The organism is Pseudoalteromonas shioyasakiensis, from assembly GCF_024518675.1.
Taxonomy (GTDB): domain Bacteria; phylum Pseudomonadota; class Gammaproteobacteria; order Enterobacterales; family Alteromonadaceae; genus Pseudoalteromonas; species Pseudoalteromonas shioyasakiensis_B.
Map to the genome: position 1 here is coordinate 24,324 of NZ_JANIGL010000002.1, position 20,339 is coordinate 44,662.

15 protein-coding genes are annotated in these 20,339 nt (G+C 40.5%); 9 read left to right on the top strand and 6 right to left on the bottom strand.

What is annotated here, in order from left to right:
• Positions 1 to 22: 22 nt before the first annotated feature.
• Together NQT69_RS05865 and NQT69_RS05870 are read left to right on the top strand one after the other, a co-directional pair.
• On the top strand, positions 23 to 445 hold the full coding sequence (locus NQT69_RS05865) for a hypothetical protein (protein WP_256826766.1): 423 nt from the start codon (positions 23 to 25) through the stop codon (positions 443 to 445).
• A 98-nt stretch (positions 446 to 543) separates the two neighbouring features.
• Positions 544 to 867, top strand: coding sequence for a hypothetical protein (locus NQT69_RS05870; protein ID WP_256826767.1), 324 nt, complete (start codon positions 544 to 546; stop codon positions 865 to 867).
• A 421-nt stretch (positions 868 to 1,288) separates the two neighbouring features.
• Here the strand turns inward: NQT69_RS05870 and NQT69_RS05875 are convergent, their stop codons facing one another.
• The 5 genes from NQT69_RS05875 to gltB all read right to left on the bottom strand — a co-directional run bounded on the left by NQT69_RS05875 (position 1,289) and on the right by gltB (position 10,941).
• Positions 1,289 to 3,202 (bottom strand): NACHT domain-containing protein, encoded by a 1,914-nt coding sequence (locus NQT69_RS05875; RefSeq protein ID WP_256826768.1) that lies wholly within the window; start codon positions 3,200 to 3,202, stop codon positions 1,289 to 1,291.
• A gap of 567 nt (positions 3,203 to 3,769) precedes the next feature.
• Positions 3,770 to 4,273 (bottom strand): GNAT family N-acetyltransferase, encoded by a 504-nt coding sequence (locus NQT69_RS05880; protein WP_256826769.1) that lies wholly within the window; start codon positions 4,271 to 4,273, stop codon positions 3,770 to 3,772.
• Positions 4,264 to 4,530 carry a type II toxin-antitoxin system TacA family antitoxin gene (locus NQT69_RS05885; protein WP_256826770.1) on the bottom strand — a complete coding sequence of 89 codons (267 nt, stop codon included), beginning with the start codon at positions 4,528 to 4,530 and terminating at the stop codon, positions 4,264 to 4,266. The genes NQT69_RS05880 and NQT69_RS05885 overlap by 10 nt, the downstream gene beginning before the upstream one ends.
• Before the next feature lie 528 nt (positions 4,531 to 5,058).
• A complete protein-coding gene (locus NQT69_RS05890; RefSeq protein WP_256826771.1) occupies positions 5,059 to 6,474 on the bottom strand; it encodes an FAD-dependent oxidoreductase in 1,416 nt (471 codons plus the stop codon).
• A gap of 9 nt (positions 6,475 to 6,483) precedes the next feature.
• The gene (gltB, locus tag NQT69_RS05895; RefSeq protein ID WP_256826772.1) at positions 6,484 to 10,941 is read right to left on the bottom strand and encodes a glutamate synthase large subunit; all 4,458 of its coding nucleotides are present in this window, start codon (positions 10,939 to 10,941) and stop codon (positions 6,484 to 6,486) included.
• A gap of 812 nt (positions 10,942 to 11,753) precedes the next feature.
• Here gltB and NQT69_RS05900 point away from each other — a divergent pair.
• The 6 genes from NQT69_RS05900 to NQT69_RS05925 all read left to right on the top strand — a co-directional run bounded on the left by NQT69_RS05900 (position 11,754) and on the right by NQT69_RS05925 (position 19,044).
• A complete protein-coding gene (locus NQT69_RS05900) occupies positions 11,754 to 13,007 on the top strand; it encodes an efflux RND transporter periplasmic adaptor subunit (RefSeq protein WP_256826773.1) in 1,254 nt (417 codons plus the stop codon).
• Positions 13,008 to 13,052: 45 nt separating this feature from the next.
• On the top strand, positions 13,053 to 13,763 hold the full coding sequence (locus NQT69_RS05905; protein WP_256826774.1) for an ABC transporter ATP-binding protein: 711 nt from the start codon (positions 13,053 to 13,055) through the stop codon (positions 13,761 to 13,763).
• Between the two features lie 3 nt (positions 13,764 to 13,766).
• Positions 13,767 to 15,080, top strand: coding sequence for an ABC transporter permease (locus NQT69_RS05910; protein ID WP_256826775.1), 1,314 nt, complete (start codon positions 13,767 to 13,769; stop codon positions 15,078 to 15,080).
• A gap of 10 nt (positions 15,081 to 15,090) precedes the next feature.
• On the top strand, positions 15,091 to 16,299 hold the full coding sequence (locus NQT69_RS05915) for an ABC transporter permease (RefSeq protein ID WP_256826776.1): 1,209 nt from the start codon (positions 15,091 to 15,093) through the stop codon (positions 16,297 to 16,299).
• Positions 16,300 to 16,399: 100 nt separating this feature from the next.
• Positions 16,400 to 17,728, top strand: coding sequence for a sigma-54-dependent transcriptional regulator (locus NQT69_RS05920; RefSeq protein ID WP_256826777.1), 1,329 nt, complete (start codon positions 16,400 to 16,402; stop codon positions 17,726 to 17,728).
• Positions 17,728 to 19,044 carry a sensor histidine kinase gene (locus NQT69_RS05925; protein WP_256826778.1) on the top strand — a complete coding sequence of 439 codons (1,317 nt, stop codon included), beginning with the start codon at positions 17,728 to 17,730 and terminating at the stop codon, positions 19,042 to 19,044. Before NQT69_RS05920 ends, NQT69_RS05925 begins: the two co-directional genes overlap by 1 nt.
• A 42-nt stretch (positions 19,045 to 19,086) precedes the next feature.
• On the opposite strand, the gene NQT69_RS05930 is transcribed toward NQT69_RS05925, so the two are convergent.
• A complete protein-coding gene (locus NQT69_RS05930) occupies positions 19,087 to 19,428 on the bottom strand; it encodes a Grx4 family monothiol glutaredoxin (RefSeq protein ID WP_256826779.1) in 342 nt (113 codons plus the stop codon).
• 276 nt (positions 19,429 to 19,704) lie between these two features.
• Here NQT69_RS05930 and NQT69_RS05935 point away from each other — a divergent pair, with 276 nt between their 5' ends.
• On the top strand, positions 19,705 to 20,286 hold the full coding sequence (locus NQT69_RS05935) for a superoxide dismutase (protein WP_256826780.1): 582 nt from the start codon (positions 19,705 to 19,707) through the stop codon (positions 20,284 to 20,286).
• Positions 20,287 to 20,339 lie beyond the last annotated feature (53 nt).

The window sequence follows — 20,339 nt, forward strand, 5'->3', positions numbered from 1 at the left end:
AACTCATAATGAATAGACGAAAATGATAAATAACACCACACTCAAAACTAGTGCGATTGCGTTTGCCTTAGTGCTTTTAACCGGCTGTAAAGACTATATACAACAATCAAGCACGCTCACGGCTATAAATTGGCAACCACTTATAACGCTGTCATTTATTTGTATTTTGCTCACTCCGATACTCAGTTTACTGCTATTTGGTTTTAGCTTTTTTAAACATTTAAAGTTTAAAGCCAATCTGCAACGCTTTTTGCATGGCTCGTTAGTGTTAATGTTAGCGCTTGCATGGTTAATCGAGCTAAACACCACTAACAGTGCACAGAGCCGCTTTAATTTAGTGAGCACCTTAATTGCATTAACAGTGCAAATGAGCGTGGTGTTATTTGCTTTTATCTCGTTAAACAAACAACAAAAACTACATAATAGAGCAAAGAACTTTTTGTAATCTTTTATGTACAGGAAAATTTCAATACATTTAATTTACAAAATTGACACATATTAAAACGCCGCTTACACTCAATAAAAATTAAAATCACGGAGTGAATGATGAACGCAACTCTTGCAAAAGTAACCCAACTAAAAACAAGTTACGCAACAATACAATTAGGCGCTGCAAAAGCTGATGGACGTTTAACGTTAACCGAGCATCTACTCCACTTTGAAGCCCTTAATAAACAGCTGGACTTAGGCAGTTACGCCATTAAACGCGACACCATAGCACGCGTTGAAAGATGCACAGCAAAAGCCGCAGGCATAATCCCCATCGGCAACACAGGTATCAAAATTACCACCAAAGATCACCACAGCCTAGAGTTCATCATCGCAGAACCTGATGCCTGGCTACAAAGCTTGCAAGTTAGTCATTGAAAAAAGGTTAAAGGTGCTAGGCAATAGGCGCTAGGAAAACCAAAATAACTCTGCGTTAAATTTATCACCGTAGGTTGGGTTGAGTGCAACGAAACCCAACAATCAATATTAAAATTATAGTTGCGGCTTAAGCCGTGATGCAAACGCTCATCCTTGTACTCACTTGGACACAATGATTTAAGGCTTAGGATGGCTTTGTGCCATAATCAGACATCCAGAGATAACTCATTTCTGCCCCAAAACGAGTTAACGTAAATGCTCTAAGGGCAGCTTTGAGCGAGGAGCGGACGGTCAGTACTTATAAAGTATGAGGTAAGTCTGTGTTGTGAGTGTTGAACTGCATGAAACTGGCTACAAGTAAATTAACTTGCAGCCATTATTAGAGATTGCATTAGAATGGGATTTTAAATTGGATTAAGAATTAGTAAAATTGAGATAGGCTATTCTTTTCAATATACATTTTATCTTTCTTTTGAATTAGAAGATTTAAAGCATCTATCTGCTCAAAAAAATCTATAATTTCCTTTTCTGATACAACATCATTTCCAACTGTCTTCCAGTCGATTAGCTTGTCCACACTGACTTTGTAGTTAGCAGTGTATTTTCCATCGGGATCTGCACTATGTATAGATGAAGATATATTAGAATCTGCTGAAAGTTCTGCCTCTTGATAAACTTTCGTATAACTCTGTATCACTTCCCAATGAACTTTCGGTATTTTTATTCCTAAGATATTTGTAAGTAATTGGAAATATGAAAATATTTTCTTTTCAGCTGATGAGAGCGATTTAGTTCTTTGGATAGACATTGAACCTTTAGGATGACAAAAACTAACAAGAAAGTATTTGAAACCAGTAGAAGCTAAAAAAATATCTTTACTTAGTTCACAGGTATTACCTCTGAAAATGTCGGTGTTTTTCCTAAGAAATTGAATGATCTGTTTGGCAAATGATAGATAGAATAGATCATCATCTAATTGAGAGATAAAACGCAAAACATTTTCATTGGATGATTTCATATTTAACGTTATGTAGTCATAGTACTTTTTTCTAGTTTCATCATTCAAACTTAATATATGCTTTGCGGCATAAAACTCTAAGATTGATTTATGTAGAAAAGAATACTCACGGCCATCTTGTTTGATTAGTGATGTTTTGTCGATCACGTCAATATGAGAACCGAACGTTTGATCATATCCATTTTTTTCACATGCAAAACTAAAAGCTTTGATAATCTCTTGCTCGGTATAATTAATTTCATTGAATTCATTTAAAAGTTTAAAGCAAGCGGTTTGAAATACTCTTTCTAACTCATTATGGTTTAATCCTGAAATACCTTTTCGCTCAAATAGTACCTTTAAGCGATCGTGGCTAGAAATCAGAACTTGGAATATTTGATTATAAAAATCAACAATTGATTTAGGCTCTGCTAGTAGTGAGTTGTACGTGCTAATAAAAATATCTACAATAATAGGTGTTAATAATATGTTTGAAATGTCATCTTTTTGTTCTAGAACTTTTAGTAGCTGCGCCTTATCTTCCAATGAAATTAACTTATTGTTAGAAATAATATTTTGCACATCGGTTATATTCAAGTCTTGTAATTCATAATTTTTTACAGCACCGCCTATTCTTTGCAGCTCAGTATTTGGCCTGCTTGTAACAATAAATGTTACGTTATGAGTGTGATATAAGTCGTTAATGAAGGCTAAAACTATATCTCGATGTTCAGTATCTATTTCGTCAAATCCATCCAAGAAAACTTTTAGTTTTTTGTTCTTAATTAGTTGGTTAGTAGATGCCTCTGAAATATTTAAACCCAAGCTCTGAAATTCTTTTGTTATTATAGCTATCGGCTCAGGGGTCTTTGTCCAATCTATCTTTCTTAATGTTATTAATATAGGGAGCTGGCCTTTTCCATTTTCTAAATGGTTTAAGACTAATTGCTTAAGAAGAGTGGTTTTACCTTGACCCGCTTTACCTAAAATACATGTTATTTGAGGTTTACTAAATGTCGTTCCTCTTTTTATTGTAAAAACATTCTCAGGGTTTGAGTAAGCTGAAAATTTTAGCGGCTGATATATATCTCCAACAAATACGTCTACATTACGCGATAAAAGGGTTCTAAAAGATAAATATTTATCGTAATATTTTTGTGCAACTTCACTTTTTAAAGAATCATCAGCTTCTATAACTTCTTTTAAAAAAACTTCAGCTTCAGTTGAGCTCGATTTTTGTTTAGCGAAAGACTCTAACTTTCCAAAAATTTTTTTTGTTAGAAACTTTCCGATTTCTGATTCTATTGCTTTCTCAAAAGCAGACGTTGTATCACCCAATTCCTTTGACTCCATATTTCAAAGTTAAATATTACCAAATAATAAAGTTTCAAATTACCCTTGATGTTATTTTAGGAATATTGTTAACCCAATTTCCAACTAGTTTAATAGCACACTTGCAACATTTACGCGATTAAAACACCACATACGTTCTTAGGGGGCGTTGTAGCGCTTTTAGCTTTCTAATAAAAAATCACACAGTATCACCAATAACTCAGTTTAGATATCGCTGCTTAAGCCTAAGTATTCACGTTGGGGAATCGCAGCGGGCTCAGGTACCATTTTTAGTATGCCGGTAAGTTATGAATAGCGATATAGGGTTTGTTACTGGTAATCTGCGTCAAAAACTAAAGAGGTCAAATATTGACTTCAGACATTATAACATCTGACCGACTGCTGTTGGCACAGAGCTGTCCTTCAGCTCTAACTCACTACTGTCCAAAAGTGAGTTAGAGTATTTACAAGCGCAGGCTGTGTGAAAACGATGATCACTTTTACTTGCCGCACTTGTTTAAGTTTTCTGACTAGAAGGAGTAATTTTTTTGGAAAGCTTCTGATCCTGTAAACTTATGCTTTTTGAGCAGCTTCAATATCCTTTATTCTAGCCATAAGTGTCATCGAGTCAAATGTGGATTCTTTGAAGCCAAATCTCGTGTAAAAATCTTTTGCTGAATCGTCGATAGCGTGAACAAGAATACCCGCCCCACCAATTACATTCATAGCATAAACAGATCTTTTGACACAGTCTTTAAGAAGACCAACACCGATGCCTTTTCCGTGATATGAGTCATTGACGGCTAATCTCGCAAGAACGATCATTGGAATTGGGTTGGGGCTGTTTCTTCTTAGGGCGGCAATCGCACCTTCTCGTTGAACAGAACCCATAGCAATAGCATAATAACCAATTACCTTTGTAGTGATAGAATCAGTGACTATATAAACTTTTGCGTTATTTCGTTGTTGGCTCTTGAGCGCCTTTTTTACTAACCAGTCATTTAGCTCAGGTCTGCCACAATCAAAATCAGATAAATCGTGAGTTTCGCTAAGCAATTCAGGTGCAGTTATTCCCAAGGTGATTTCCTATTCATCAACTCTACCATACCTTTATTAGCCGTTGGTTCTGCGTCTAACGCTTGCTCAAATGCAGCAAAGGCTTGTTCGTCCAAAGCAAAATCTCTTTGTGAAGCTATAACTTGGTATGCTTCACAAAGCGCTGCTTGTTGAATAAATACCGAACGGTCAACCTTTAGTAAATTAGCCGCAGCATCAATGATATTACGAACAGACGGTTCTACTCGCATATTTATAGGTGCAGTTTTAGTAGCCATATTAGCTCCCGTATATTAATTAGATATACAAATTGTAGTGTATCTATTGGATATACACAAAGGTTAAATTATTTTTAATCGTATAGCTCAGGTATATACGGAATAAACACTAAAACGATAGAGATTTTTTACCCTTAATTTAAATTCCTACAAACCATTATGGAGCAGAAACGAACTTACCCGAATGACCTAATGTGGTGGTACCAAGCTGTCTGCGTTTTACCTCTACGACTTAAATATAATCTTAATATCTGCTCTTAAGCGCAGCGCCTCTTGACCTCTTTGTGAATATCACTTAAATGGCTTTCCTAAATTCAGTTCAGCGATATAGAAGCATTTGATAATGTTGAGCCTTGATGCAGACTGATTGGCTATTTTTTCGTTGGGTTTCGTTATATTCAAGCCAACCTACGGCGCTTAATTTAACACCGAGCAAGCTTAAAACTTATAGCTTAAGGCTCTAAAATCCTAGCCATAAAAAAAGCAAGCCATCGGGCTTGCTTTTTACATTCTTGAACCTTCAAAGCATTACACTTTTAAGTAGTCCATGATCCCTTCTGCGGCGTTACGACCTTCGAAGATAGCGGTTACTACTAAATCTGAGCCGCGAACAATATCGCCACCAGCAAAGATTTTAGGATTAGTTGTTTGATGAGTAAATTCACCTTGCTCTGGTGCATTGATGCCGCCCCAGTGGTTAATTTCAACATCGTATTTTTCTAACCAATCCATTTTGTGTGGTTTAAAACCAAATGCCATCAGTACTTGGTCGGCTTCGATTACATGTTCAGAGCCTGGTACGATTTCTGCGCGGCTACGGCCGTTTTCATCTGGTTCACCCAATTGGGTTTTTACCATTTTAACACCCGCTACATGTCCTGCATCATTTAGCACTATGCCTGTAGGTTGTACGTTAAAGGTAAATTCTACGCCTTCTTCTTTGGCGTTTTTAACTTCGCGTTTTGAACCCGGCATGTTTTCTTCATCACGGCGGTACGCACATGTGACTTTTTCAGCCCCTTGGCGAATTGATGTACGTACACAGTCCATCGCGGTATCACCACCACCAAGTACTACAACCTTTTGGTTGGCCATATCAATGTATGCTTGGTTTGTTTCGTCATAGCCCATTACACGGTTAGTATTACCGATTAAGAACGGCAGTGCATCATGTACACCTGGCGCATCTTCATTTTCAAGGCCTGCACGCATACTTTGATAAGTACCTACACCGAGGAACACTGCGTCATAGTCTGCTAAAATCTCATCCATGGTGATATCAACACCCACTTCAACGTTAAGTTTAAACTCAATGCCCATTTCAGTGAATATTTCGCGGCGCTTTTGCATCACTTCTTTTTCAAGTTTGAAAGAAGGAATACCAAAAGTTAGTAACCCACCAATTTCAGGGTGACGGTCAAATACCACTGGTTTCACACCGTTACGTACTAGAATATCAGCACAACCTAGACCTGCAGGGCCTGCGCCAATAATGGCTACTTTTTTATCTGTCCATGTCACATAGGACATGTCAGGCTTCCAGCCCATTTTAAATGCCGTGTCAGTAATATACTTTTCGATATTACCGATAGTTACTGCACCAAACTCTTCATCTAACGTACATGAGCCTTCGCATAATCTATCTTGTGGACAAACACGTCCACATACTTCAGGCAAACTATTCGTACGGTGAGACAGCTCTGCTGCCTCTAAGATACGGCCAGTACGAATTAACTTTAACCACTGTGGGATATAGTTATGTACTGGGCATTTCCACTCACAGTATGGGTTACCACAATCTAAGCAACGATCAGCTTGAGAGTTTACTTGAGTCTCTGAAAAGGGTTCGTAAATTTCAACAAACGATTTCTTACGTGACGAAATAGGTTTCTTACGGGGATCAACCCGTTGCACGTCTATAAATTGATATACATTCTCGCTCATACTACCCCCTTACTGTGCTTGAACACGAAGTTCTGCACTACTGCGAGCGCGATGCCCGAGTAAACTTTTCACATCACTTGATTTTGGTTTAACTAACTTAAACTTAGGTAAGTAAGCTTCAAAGTTCGCTAAAATATTCTCTGCTCGGCTTGAGCCTGTTGACTCTAAATGCTCTGCAATCAGGCCGCGTAAGTGCTCTTGGTGAGAGCTCAGTTCGTCCAATAACACAACTTCTACCAACTCTGGGTTAATGCGTTTTTCAAAGTCGTTACGCTCATCTAAAATATACGCAAAACCACCCGTCATACCAGCACCGAAGTTAACACCCACGTTACCAAGTACACACACCACACCGCCAGTCATGTATTCACAGCCGTTATCACCTAAGCCTTCTACAACCGCTTGCACACCTGAGTTACGCACAGCAAAACGTTCACCTGCACAACCTGCTGCAAATAATTTACCGCCTGTTGCGCCGTACAAGCAGGTATTACCCGCAATCGTTGCTTTATGACTTTCAAATGACGAACCCAATGGTGGACGAATAATCAACTTACCGCCTGCCATGCCTTTGCCAACATAATCGTTCGCATCGCCGACTAACGTCATCTCAAGGCCACCAGCATTCCACACACCAAATGATTGACCAGCAGTACCGTGCAATTCAATTGATACAGGATCAGCTGCCATACCTTGGTTACCGTGTTTGTCGGCAATATAGCCCGACAACATTGCGCCCACAGAGCGGTCGGTATTACAAATACGATTAACCAGTGAAATACCTGTGCTTTCGTCAATGGCTTGCTGTGCTTTTTCCAATAACGTTTCGTTTAATTTACCTAAGTAATGTGACGAGTTTGGCACGCTACAATAAAGTGTTTCACCCGTTGGGTTATTTGGCTGCGCAATCACAGATGATAAATCAATCTTTTGTTGCTTCGCAGTTTTGCCTTCAATCGCTTCAAGTAAATCTAAACGACCAATTAAATCAGTTAAATGGGCAACACCTAGACTTGCCATGATTTCACGGGCTTCTTGTGCAATAAACTTAAAGTAGTTCATCGCCATTTCCGGCAGACCATGATAATGCTTTTGACGCAGTGTATCGTCTTGTGTTGCAACACCGGTCGCGCAGTTGTTTAAGTGACAAATACGTAGGTACTTACAGCCTAGTGCAACCATAGGTCCGGTACCAAAACCAAAGCTTTCAGCACCTAAAATAGCCGCTTTGATGATGTCTAAGCCCGTTTTTAAGCCGCCATCAGTTTGCAAGCGAATACGATGACGCAGACCATTTTCAACCAGTGCTTGTTGCGTTTCTGCAAGACCAAGCTCCCATGGGCTACCTGCGTATTTAACAGATGTGAGTGGGCTGGCGCCGGTACCACCGTCATAACCTGAAATAGTAATTAAATCGGCATAAGCTTTGGCAACACCCGTTGCAATCGTACCCACACCTGGCTCTGATACGAGTTTTACCGAGATCAGGGCTTTCGGGTTCACTTGTTTTAAATCAAAAATTAGCTGAGCTAAATCTTCAATTGAATAAATATCGTGATGCGGTGGAGGCGAAATAAGCGTCACACCGGGTACTGAATAACGCAGTTTAGCAATATACGGCGTTACTTTTTCACCTGGTAACTGGCCACCTTCGCCTGGTTTTGCACCTTGCGCCACTTTGATTTGAATAACATCAGCACTGCGTAAGTAATGCGGTGTAACACCAAATCGGCCTGAGGCAACTTGCTTAATGCGCGAGTTTTTCTCTGTACCGTAGCGGAGTTTATCTTCACCACCCTCACCTGAGTTCGAACAACCGCCTAAACGGTTCATTGCGATGGCCAGTGCTTCATGCGCTTCTGGTGACAATGCACCAATACTCATTGCCGCTGAGTCAAAGCGTTTATAAAGTTCTGTTGCAGGCTCAACATCATCAATGCTAATGCCTTTTTCCGGCAGTTTCAGCGACAACATGTCACGCAGTGTTGAAATTGGGCGCTTGTTAACTAAATCGGCGTACACGTTATAATCTGAGTAATCACCTGAGCGCACTGCTTTTTGCAATGTTTGAATAACGTCTGGGTTATACGCGTGGTATTCACCACCGTGTACATATTTTAATAAACCGCCATGACTTAGTAGCTTACGCTTACTGAATGCTAACTGATGCAGTTTACGCTGGTCTTCATCAAAGTCACTAAAACATGCGCCTTTAATTCGACTAGCTACGCCATTGAAACACGTATCAACTATTGTGTCTGACAAACCGACCGCTTCAAACAACATTGAACAACGATATGACGCAACGGTACTGATACCCATTTTCGACATGATCTTATAAAGCCCTTTGTTTATCGCATTACGATAAGCCAAAGTAACTTCACAGTAGCTCTTATTGATCACTTTAGAGTCACTCATCGCAACCAGTGATTCATAAGCAAGGTATGGGTAAATCGCCGTCGCACCAAAGCCAATTAATACCGCAAATTGATGTGCATCACGCACGCTGCCGGTTTCAATAATGATGTTTGATTCACAACGTAAATTGTTATCTACAAGGCGTTTCTGTACAGCACCGACCGCCATAGCAGCAGGAATAGGTAATCTATCTTCGTCAAAGTTACGGTCGCTTAAAAACAGCATTACACAACCGCCAGCGGCCTTTTCTTGTGCTTCATCACAAATACGGGTGACCGCATCCGCGAGACCTTCTTCTTTGCTGTAGGTAATATCAATTTTGCAATAGCTGTAGTGCGCTTGATCGGCACTTAATAACTGTTGCATATCTGCATACATCAAAATAGGTGTATCAAATTGTAAGCGCTTAGCGTGGCCAGTGGTTTCGTTAAACACGTTTTGCTCACTACCAATACAAGTAGCCAGTGACATAACGTGATTTTCACGAAGAGGATCGATCGGCGGATTGGTTACCTGCGCAAACTTTTGGCGGAAGTAATCAAACAACGAACGGTTACCTTCAGATAGCACGGCAAATGGCGTATCATCGCCCATCGAGCCCGTTGCTTCTTGGCCAATTTCACCCATTACACGAATGACACTGTCTAGCTCTTCGTTAGTGAAGCCAAACATTTTCTGATATTTCAGTAAAGTTTCGTCGTCAAATGAGCGATTACCCGCATCCTGCTCTGATAACTTTTCAAACGGTGTTAAACGTTTAACGTTTTCTTCAAGCCATGCTTTGTATGGGTGGCGCGATTTTAAATCTTGGTCAATTTCGTCTGAATGCCAAATTTTACCAAGCTGAGTATCAATAACTAACAGCTCGCCTGGACCAACACGGCCTTTTTCAACCACTTCATCAGCGGTGTAATCCCAAATACCGACTTCTGAGGCAAGTGTAATAAAGCCATCTTGCGTGATCACATAACGCGCAGGACGAAGGCCATTACGGTCTAAGTTACAAGCGGCAAAACGACCATCAGACATTACAATACCTGCAGGGCCATCCCATGGTTCCATATGCATTGAGTTAAAGTCATAGAATGCACGAAGATCGTCATCCATAGCACGGTTTTTCTGCCACGCAGGTGGCACCAGCATGCGCATCGCACGGAATAAATCCATACCACCCGCTAAAAATAGCTCAAGCATGTTATCTAAGCTTGATGAATCCGAGCCGGTTTCGTTAACAAATGGCGCTGCTGATTGTAAATCTGGGATCAGTGGCGATGCAAATTTGTACGAACGTGCGCGCGCCCACTGGCGGTTACCTTGAATGGTGTTAATTTCACCATTATGCGCTAAATAACGGAACGGTTGAGCAAGTGGCCAACGCGGCTGTGTATTGGTAGAAAAGCGCTGATGGAAAACACAAATCGCGCTGGTCATACGGATATCAGCTAAGTCTAGATAAAAGTTAGGTAAATCTACTGGCATCATCAAGCCTTTGTAGATAGTCACAAGCCCTGACAAACTTGCAATGTAAAAACCTTCATCATTGCTTAAACGTTTTTCTGCACGACGACGCGCAACGTATAATCGACGTTCTAAGTCTTTTGGACGCCAACCTTCTGGTGCATTGATAAAAATTTGTTCAAAGTTTGGTAATTGTTTTTTGGCAATAGGGCCTAAACATGAGGCATCAGTGGGTACTACACGCCAGCCTTTAATATTAAGTGTTTCTTTTTCGAGTTCTTCACTCAATATGTCTTTTGCGGTTTGTGCTAATACTGGATCTGGATTTAAGAAAATCATGCCTACCGCATAATTCTTACCTAGATGCCAATTGTTCTCAGCTGCGATTGCACGAAAAAAGCTATCTGGTTTTTGTAATAATAAACCACAGCCATCGCCTGTTTTACCATCGGCAGAAATACCACCACGGTGTTCCATACGGTCTAGACCGGTGATCGCTGTTCTTATTAAGCGATGACTAGCCTGACCATTGACTTGGGCTATTAAGCCAAAGCCACAATTATCTTTTTCTAATTTTGAGTCGTATAACATAGACCCCTCCCCTTGCTACAACAGCTAGCTATAAATGACCTGTTCGACGGTTTGCTAGCAGACAGTCAAAACTATCGCCAATTGTACGTAGAGTCAATAAAATTTTGAATACATATTCATATTCTTGAATATTTCTCACTTAAGCGCAATCTTTATATTTCATGCCATTTTTTAACATTTAGCGCCTTTTTAGCCATTATTTTTTTATGACACTGGTGTCATATTTAACAAGTTGTAAAAAAAGCCACGCTTAAAATATCCAGTTTACGTAAACGTAAACCGCATACTTTAGTGAATAATTATTCACCTAATGCATTTCCAAATCAGTACCTATTTTAAAACTTTCAGGCGATAATCTTTTTGAAAAAACAAATAAAACGCGCTCAGTTAGTGTAATTACCCTATTGTTTGCAGCAACAAGCTTATGAATGATGAGTTAAATAATGCATAAATATAAAGTTAATACTCTCTGTGTGCATAGATTACGCATAAAAACCCATGACCAAGATCGCTAAATTTGTAACTTACTGGCCTAGCAAACTAACTCAAAGGTAAAGCTAAATATTAAAAAAGTGTCCGCTGCGGACACTTTTTCTGTCCGCGGACACAAAGCAAAACCCAGAAAAAACAAAATAACTATAAAATACAATAGGTTAAATTTTGGCACGATAATCGGATAATAAACACCACGTTATTTAAAGGACATCACTATGTTTATTCTCAGTTTATTTTTAGTCTCACCTATCACCATGTTAGCAGTGAGTTTAATGATTACTTACCTTGAAGATTAAACGTGATTAAGAGGAAGCAACATGATTAAAGATACCAGTGCGCAGGATGTTTCTGTCATCAAGCGTCGCCAGTATAAAAAGCCAATCATTATAGCTATAGCACTTATGGCCTTAGTAGCCTTATGTGTTAAAGCATTTATGGGTAATGAGCAAGGTACGTTATCAGTTGAAAGAAACGCCTTACATATAGCCCCTGTTAGTGTTAAAACCCTGACCCGGGATGTTTCTGCCAGCGGCAAAATTGTTGCTGCTAATGCGCCTAAAGTGTATAGCCCAGAACGCGGTTATGTTGATTTAAAGGTAAAAGCAGGTGACAAGGTAAATAAAGATTCTGTAATTGCCGTTGTTGACAGCCCCGAGCTCACTAATGAACTAAAGCAACAACAATCAGTGTTAGCGCGCCTTGATGGTGAGTTACAGCGTAAACACCTCGAAGCAAGACGACAAAAACTAAGTTTAACTAAAGCCCTCGATCTCGCTCAAGTTGAGCTCAATGCAGCAGATAGAGAAAACCGCCGTGCAAAACTCTCAATCGAAAAAAGCTTGATCAGCCAAATTGATTTAGAAAAAGCCGTGGATGATCTCGCCCGTGCAAAACTATCATATAAACATGCGGAGCAAGAAGTTGAGCTTGCCAATGACACGTTGGCTTTTGAACTTAAAGCCGCAGAGCGTGATCTAGCCCGCCAACAACTGATTGTAGATGAATTAAACCGCCAAGTAAGCAACCTAATGATTAAAGCCAGTGTTAACGGCATTGTCGGTAATCTTTTAGTGCAACAAAAAGAAGCCGTAAGCCAAAGCCAACCACTGATGACATTGGTTGATCTCAGTAACTTTGAAGCCCAACTTCAAGTACCAGAAAGCTACGCCAATGAATTAGGCCTAGGTATGGACGTTGAATTATTACTCGGCGCAAAAAAAGTAACGGGTACACTCTCAGCAATTTCACCAGAAGTGAATAATCGCGAAGTCACTACCCGCGTACGCTTTAATAAAGAGCTGACGGGGATCCGCCAAAACCAACGATTAACCGCACGTATTTTATTAGAAAACCGCGACAATGTTTTACAAGTACAGCGTGGCGCATTTATGCAACAAGGTGGAACCCACGTATACAAAGTCAGCGGTGATACTGCAAAGCGTGTAGATATAACTATCGGTGCAACCAGTATTAATGCCGTTGAGCTAATTACCGGTGTAGAGCCTGGCGATGAGCTTATCATCTCAAGCTATGACAATTTTAAAAACGCATCAACATTACTACTTCGCTAGTAAAAGTATGCTGTGTATAAACAGGACAATAAAAAGGACAAACCCATGTTAAAAATGAACAACATCAGCAAAATTTACCAAACAGAAATGGTGCAAACTCACGCTTTACGCGATTTTACTTTACAAGTAGACGAAGGTGAGTTTATCGCCGTAACGGGGCCTAGCGGCTCAGGAAAAACCACATTTTTAAATATTGCAGGCATGTTAGAGCCATTTTCTGAAGGTGAGTATCTACTAGATGGTATAGATGTAGGTAAATTAAACGATAATCAACGCGCTGATGTGCGTAACCAAAAAATTGGCTTTATTTTCCAAGGATTTAATTTAATCCCCGACCTTAATTTATATGAAAATATTGAAGTCCCATTAAGGTATCGAGGTATTAAAGCTAGCGAGCGCAAGCGTCGTATTGAGCAATGTTTAGAGCAAGTAGGTCTTGCTTCGCGTGCTAAACACCTACCTCAACAGCTATCCGGTGGTCAACAACAGCGCGTAGCCATAGCAAGAGCCCTCGCTGGTGAGCCACGTTTTTTACTTGCCGATGAGCCAACGGGTAACCTTGATAGCCTAATGGCACGCCAAGTAATGGAACTACTCGAACAAATTAATCGTGATGGTGCCACTATCGTTATGGTAACCCACGATCCGGAACTTGCAAGGCGAGCACCGCGTAACATTCAAGTGGTTGATGGCCAACTTGCCGACTTTACCTTGTATCAAGGTGCACAAACAATTAAAAGCGCTGCAGGAGCATAAGCCATGCTATTACATTACCTCGATTTAAGTTGGCGTAGTTTTAAACGTACACCGCTGGTAAGTGCACTCATGGTGCTGGCGATTGCCATTGGTATTGGTGTCACCATGACCAGCTTAAGCGTATACCACATGATGTCGGCAGATCCCATTCCGCATAAAAGTAGCCAATTGTACACGGTACAATTACAAACAATGGATGAAGGCCATACTTGGTGGACAGGTGACGATATTCCTATGCAACTGACTTATCAAGATGCAGAAAATTTATACAACGCACCAATTCCTGACAAAAAAGTGGCGATGATGCGCACTGGTTTCTCTGTCTATTTAGACTCAGATAAAGTTAAACCATTTATTAGCAATGCCCGCATGACGACACCCGATTTTTTTAGCATGTTCGATGTGTCATTTCAATATGGTGGTGCGTGGAGCCAGCAACAAGAACAATCAGCCGCCCCTGTCGTGGTGATTTCAAAAGAGCTAAACGATAAGCTGTTTGCAGGAGAAAGCTCAATTGGAAAACTAATCTATTTAGATGACGACAGCTACCAAGTTGTTGGTGTTCTTGCCGATTGGCCCCTCAACCTTAAATATTATGACTTAAACAACGGCGCTTTTAATAAAGTAGAAGATCTATTTCTACCATTTAGCTTAATAAAAGCAAAAGAACTTACAAGCTGGGGAAATAGTAATGGTTGGAAGCATGAAGATACCCGAAACTTTGCCGATCGATTGCAATCTGAACAGGTATGGATCCAATTTTGGGCTCAGCTTGATACAGCAGAGCAAAAATTAGCCTATGGCAACTATCTTATCTCTTATATAGAAGAGCAGAAAAAACGTGGCCGGTTCACTCGCGAAATCCCCCAATACAGCCTGCGCGATGTCAACCAATGGATGGAATACAATAATGTGGTTAGTGAAGATAACAAAATTTTGGTTGGCTTAAGCTTTATGTTCTTAGCCGTGTGTTTAGCCAATATTTTGGGATTATTACTGGCAAAGTTTTTGCGCAGAGCACCAGAAGTTGGTGTGCGCCGTGCTTTAGGGGCAAGTAAACGGCAAGTTTTTCTTCAGCATTTGGTTGAAGTGGCGATGCTTGGTTTTATCGGCGGCTTGCTGGGCATTATACTCGCACAAATCGGTTTGCTTGGCGTAAGACAAAGTTACGATTATTACGCTAATCTCGCCACAATGGATTTAACCATGCTGCTAAGCGCCCCGGTTATTGCAATATCAACCTGTATTATTGCTGGACTATACCCTGCGTGGCTGGTGTGCAAAACCAACCCTGCTATTTATCTTAAGAGCCAATAAGGAGTTAATCATGTTAGAGATAAAACCGATATTTCATGCCCTTTGCCGCTCAAAGGTTGGCGCAATACTTTTACTTATTCAAATTGCTATTACCACAGCTATTGTTAGTAATGCAGCATTTATTATTCAAGATAGAATTGCTTTTTTAAACCAAGAAACAGGCTATCCAGAGCAAGACTTGTTTAAATTTAATGTGATGACCTTTGGTAAAGATGTCGATTTAAGTCAACAGTTTGAGTTAGATGAAGCTATGATAAGAGCCCTTCCAGGGGTCGAAAGTGCAGCGCAAAGTAGCAGTATTCCGTTATCTGGCAGCGGTAGCGCTTCTAGCTTTAATTTAAAGCCAGCACCACAAGAAAGCAAAAGTGTGCGCACCGCTTATTTTTTTATTGATGAGCATGGCCTTGACACATACGGCGTCAAACTAATTGCTGGGCGTAATTTTAGTGAAGATGAAGTGCTAATCACAAACTCACCAACAGATAGAACAACCAATGTCACTGTCGTTACTAAGGCTTTAGCCAATGAGCTTTTTTCTGAGGGGGATGCACTAGGTAAAACCATTTATTTTGGTGACTTACCGCTAAAGATAATTGGTATTACAGCGCCAATGAAAGGCCCGTGGTTAAAAGACTCACACCCAAATAATGTGGCTCTTATTCCTTATATTCAGGCTAAAACTTACGCTCAATTTGCCGTTAGAACAAAGCCTGGTCAACGCGATGCTGTGATGAAAGATATCGAAAGCCTGATGCTTAAAAATTACAATAAACGTGTAATCAACAATATTAAAGGGCTCGATCAGTTAAAAGATCAATATATGGCTGCGGATAAACTTATGATGCGCATGTTGATTGTACTCATCACTATATTAGTGCTAGTTACGGCGCTGGGCATTTTTGGCTTAACCTTGTTTAATATCAGTAAACGGACTAAACAAATCGGCACTCGGCGGGCACTTGGGGCAAGAAAATCAGCTATTATTAATTACTTTTTAGTTGAGAATGCGTTGATTTGTAGTATGGGTTTAGTGCTCGGTGGCATTTGCGCATTATTGCTAGGTCAGTTGTTGATGCAGCACTTTTCGATAGCGGCTTTACCACCGAGCTATATTGCAACTACCGCTATTATGGTACTTATTATGAGCCTACTAGCAGTATTAGGCCCCGCTAAACGTGCAGCGAATATATCGCCAAGTATCGCAACAAGAACAATATAACGCGACTGCCAAGCTATGCTACACTGGCTTAACACAGTGTAGCATTTTCACCCATTACTGTATAAAAATAATACATAATAACAACAGCGATTAAACTCACATGGAAAAAATACTTATCGTTGATGATAACCCTGCCATTTTAGAGGCGCTATCATTACTGCTCGAGATACATGACTTTGCTGTAGTGACAGCTGCCACCCCATTTGAAGCAGTACAAACCGTGCAATACCAACGGATTTCCTTAGTGATCCAAGACATGAACTTCACCGCAGATACCACCTCAGGTGAGGAAGGCAAAGCATTATTCTACCAGTTACGTGCTATCAACCCCCATTTACCGATTATTTTGATCACCGCTTGGACTGAGCTTGAAACCGCAATAGAATTAGTAAAAGCAGGCGCCGCCGATTACCTACCAAAACCTTGGGATGATAGTAAATTACTCACTTGTGTAAATAATTTAATCGAATTAGGTAAAGCTAAGCAAGAAAACGCAACCTACCAGCGCCGCCAGCAAGAGCGTACTGCCAACCTAAACAATGCTGACTTAGTTGGCTTGGTATATAAAAGCACCGCCATGGAGCGTATTTTAACTATGGCTATTCAGGTAGCGAAGTCTGATGCATCGGTGCTGATCACAGGCCCAAACGGCAGCGGTAAAGAGCGCATAGCGCAAATTATTCAAGCAAATTCGTTATTACATGATCAGCCTTTTATCACGGTAAATGCCGGTGCCCTACCCGATGAACTTATTGAAGCCGAATTATTTGGTGCAGAAGCTGGCGCTTATACAGGGATTACAAAACAGCGTATTGGCCGCTTTGAGGCGGCTGATGGTGGTACCCTGTTTTTAGATGAAATTGGCAACTTACCACTGTCTGGGCAAATGAAATTATTACGCGTTTTGCAAACCGGTGAATTTGAGCGCTTAGGCTCACCCCACACTCGCAAGGTCAACGTGCGGGTCATTTCTGCCACCAACGAGAACTTACAAACAGCAATTAAGAGTGGCAGATTTAGAGAAGATTTATATTATCGGCTCAATGTAATCGAACTTAATTTACCTAGCCTCGCTGAAAGACCCGATGATATTTTGCCGCTTGCGCAACATTTTTTAAATAATCGAGAGCTTACCCTAGACACAGAACAAGCATTACTGGCACACCATTGGCCTGGTAATGTGCGTGAACTTGAAAATGCCTGCAAACGCGCTGCGGTTCTTAATCCTGTAGGTATTATTAACTTAGCTGATTTTGCGCTGCAAACAAGCACGCCAGCAAGCCCCCTTGTAAAAACCCAGGTAACGAAACAGCAAATTGAAGATGCGATGCATCAACATCATGGGGTCATTGCCAAAGTGGCGAGGCAATTTGGAATGAGTCGCCAAGCGCTCTACCGTCGTTTACAAAAATTTGAGATTGACTATTAATGACCCGCAATACTCTGCGTTTTAGCCTCACTCAGCAGCTCATTATTATTTGTGCCGTTGCCAGTTTACTCCCTATCTGGTTAATTGCTTGGATAACAGAGCTTTCATGGCCCTTAGTTGTCGGCTTTAGTGTAGTGGCTATTCTCATTAGTAGCTACCTTGCCTTTCGTTTGGCCAGTCCTTTAGTGAAAGGTATACACTCATTGGAGACTGGGTTACTAAATTTTAAAGATGGCGAGCTTTCATCACTGCTTGCCTATAACAGTAACAATGAAATCGGCAATTTATGCCAACTATATAACCAAACGGCAAAACAACTACGCCAAGAAAAACAATGGATTTACCAGCGTGAGCTGATGCTAGATAAAGTACTGCAAAGCTCACCTCAAGCCGTTATTTTAAAAAATGATCAAGGCTTTATTGTCTACAGTAACCACAGTGCACGTGATCTGCTCAATGCACAAAGTGCACTCGAAGGAAGTCAGCTGACACACCTTTTAGACGGTGCCCACCCGCAGCTGGTTCACGCTCTGGAGCGAGAAGTTGACGGGCTATTTACGATAGATAACCAGCAGCAAGAATCACAAACGTGGCATTTAGCAACCGGCAAGCTGCTACTTAATAATCAGTATCATACTTTATATGTGTTTAAACAATTAACCCGTGAATTAAGCCGCCAAGAAGTAGAAGTATGGAAAAAAGTAATACGCATCATCAGCCACGAGCTTAATAACTCTCTTGGCCCTATGTCGTCAATGCTACACAGTGGCAAAATCCTCAGTGAAAAAGTCGATGAGTCTAGGCTAAGTCGGGTATTTTTAACGATTGAAGAGCGTATTAAACACTTAAATGAGTTTGTCCAGGGATACGGTAAGTTCGCCAAACTACCCACACCGCAAATTAGTCAAATAAATTGGCCACAGCTATTACAACAGTTACAAAGCCAATGGTCGTTTAACTTGCTCAGCCAAGATGATGTCATCACCTTTGCTGATCAAACCCAGCTAGAACAGCTTTTAATCAACTTATTAAAAAATGCCCATGAGTCAGATTCAGACATCGAGCATATCAGCTTAGAATTATCGCAAAATAGTAATTGCACCCGTATTACACTAAGCGATCGGGGTAAAGGGATGAATGAGCAAGTAATGGCTAACGCATTAATTCCATTTTATTCAACAAAAACCAGCGGAAGTGGCTTAGGGTTAGCATTGTGCCGTGAAATAGTTGAGGCGCATCAAGGCCAAATTAGCTTACATAATAAGCCTGGGGGCGGTTTGAGTGTCCATGTTGTAATACCCAACAACAAACCATAAAAAAGGCCGCAATAAATGCGGCCTTTTCATAGAATAAAATGATTATTCTGCGTCGTCTGCTTCTTTGTATTTAGCAGCTGTTTCTGTGATCAATGGTTGTAATTCACCACGCTGAAACATTTCGATGATAATGTCACAACCACCGATTAACTCGCCTTCAACCCATAGTTGTGGGAATGTAGGCCAGTTAGCGTATGCTGGAAGTTCAGCACGAATATCAGGGTTGAGTAAAATATCAACATAAGCAAACGGTTCACCGCATGACATAAGTGCTTGAGATGCTTGTGAAGAAAAACCACAATTTGGTAATTTTGGCGATCCTTTCATGTAAAGGATAATTGGATTTTCAGAAATTTGCTGTTTAATTTTATCAATGGTTTCCATCTACAACCTCAAAGTAACGATAGCTGAACATATTAATGGCTTGAAAAATTTTCATTTAGCCTCATATATGTATCTTAAAGTGGGCAAATAAAGCCGCAATCGAAATAGTCTTGCATTTACAACGCTGTTTGGCATTGCTGTTTGCTAAAACTTGAGTAAAATACTCAACAATTATAGTAACACTATAATCCCATTTGGTATAGGTAACGACCCTGTTTGTGCGGGTATTAACTATTACTATTTGGACTATCAACCAAAAGAAGATGGAGATAAAAAATGGCATTTGAACTACCGTCACTACCATATGCAATTGATGCACTTGAGCCACATATTTCACAAGAAACTTTAGAGTTTCACCACGGCAAGCACCACAATACTTATGTGACTAAACTTAACGGTTTGATCCCAGGTACTGAGTTTGAAGGTAAATCACTAGAAGAAATCGTATGTTCTTCAACTGGTGGCGTATTTAACAACGCTGCACAAATCTGGAACCACACTTTCTACTGGAACAGCCTATCTCCAAACGGCGGTGGCGAAGCAACGGGCGCGGTTGCTGATGCTATCAATGCTAAATGGGGCTCATTCGAAGCATTCAAAGATGCCTTAAATGATAAAGCAGTTAACAACTTCGGCTCTAGCTGGACTTGGTTAGTTAAACTTGCTGATGGCACTTTAGACATCGTTAATACATCTAACGCTGCAACTCCACTAACTGAAGAAGGTGTTACACCTATTCTTACAGTTGACCTGTGGGAACACGCTTATTACATCGATTACCGTAACGTGCGCCCAGACTACCTAAAAGGTTTTTGGTCACTAGTTAACTGGGAATTTGCAAACGCAAACTTCGCATAATTAACTAAGCAATTAGTTATAAATCGATAAAAAGACGCTACGGCGTCTTTTTT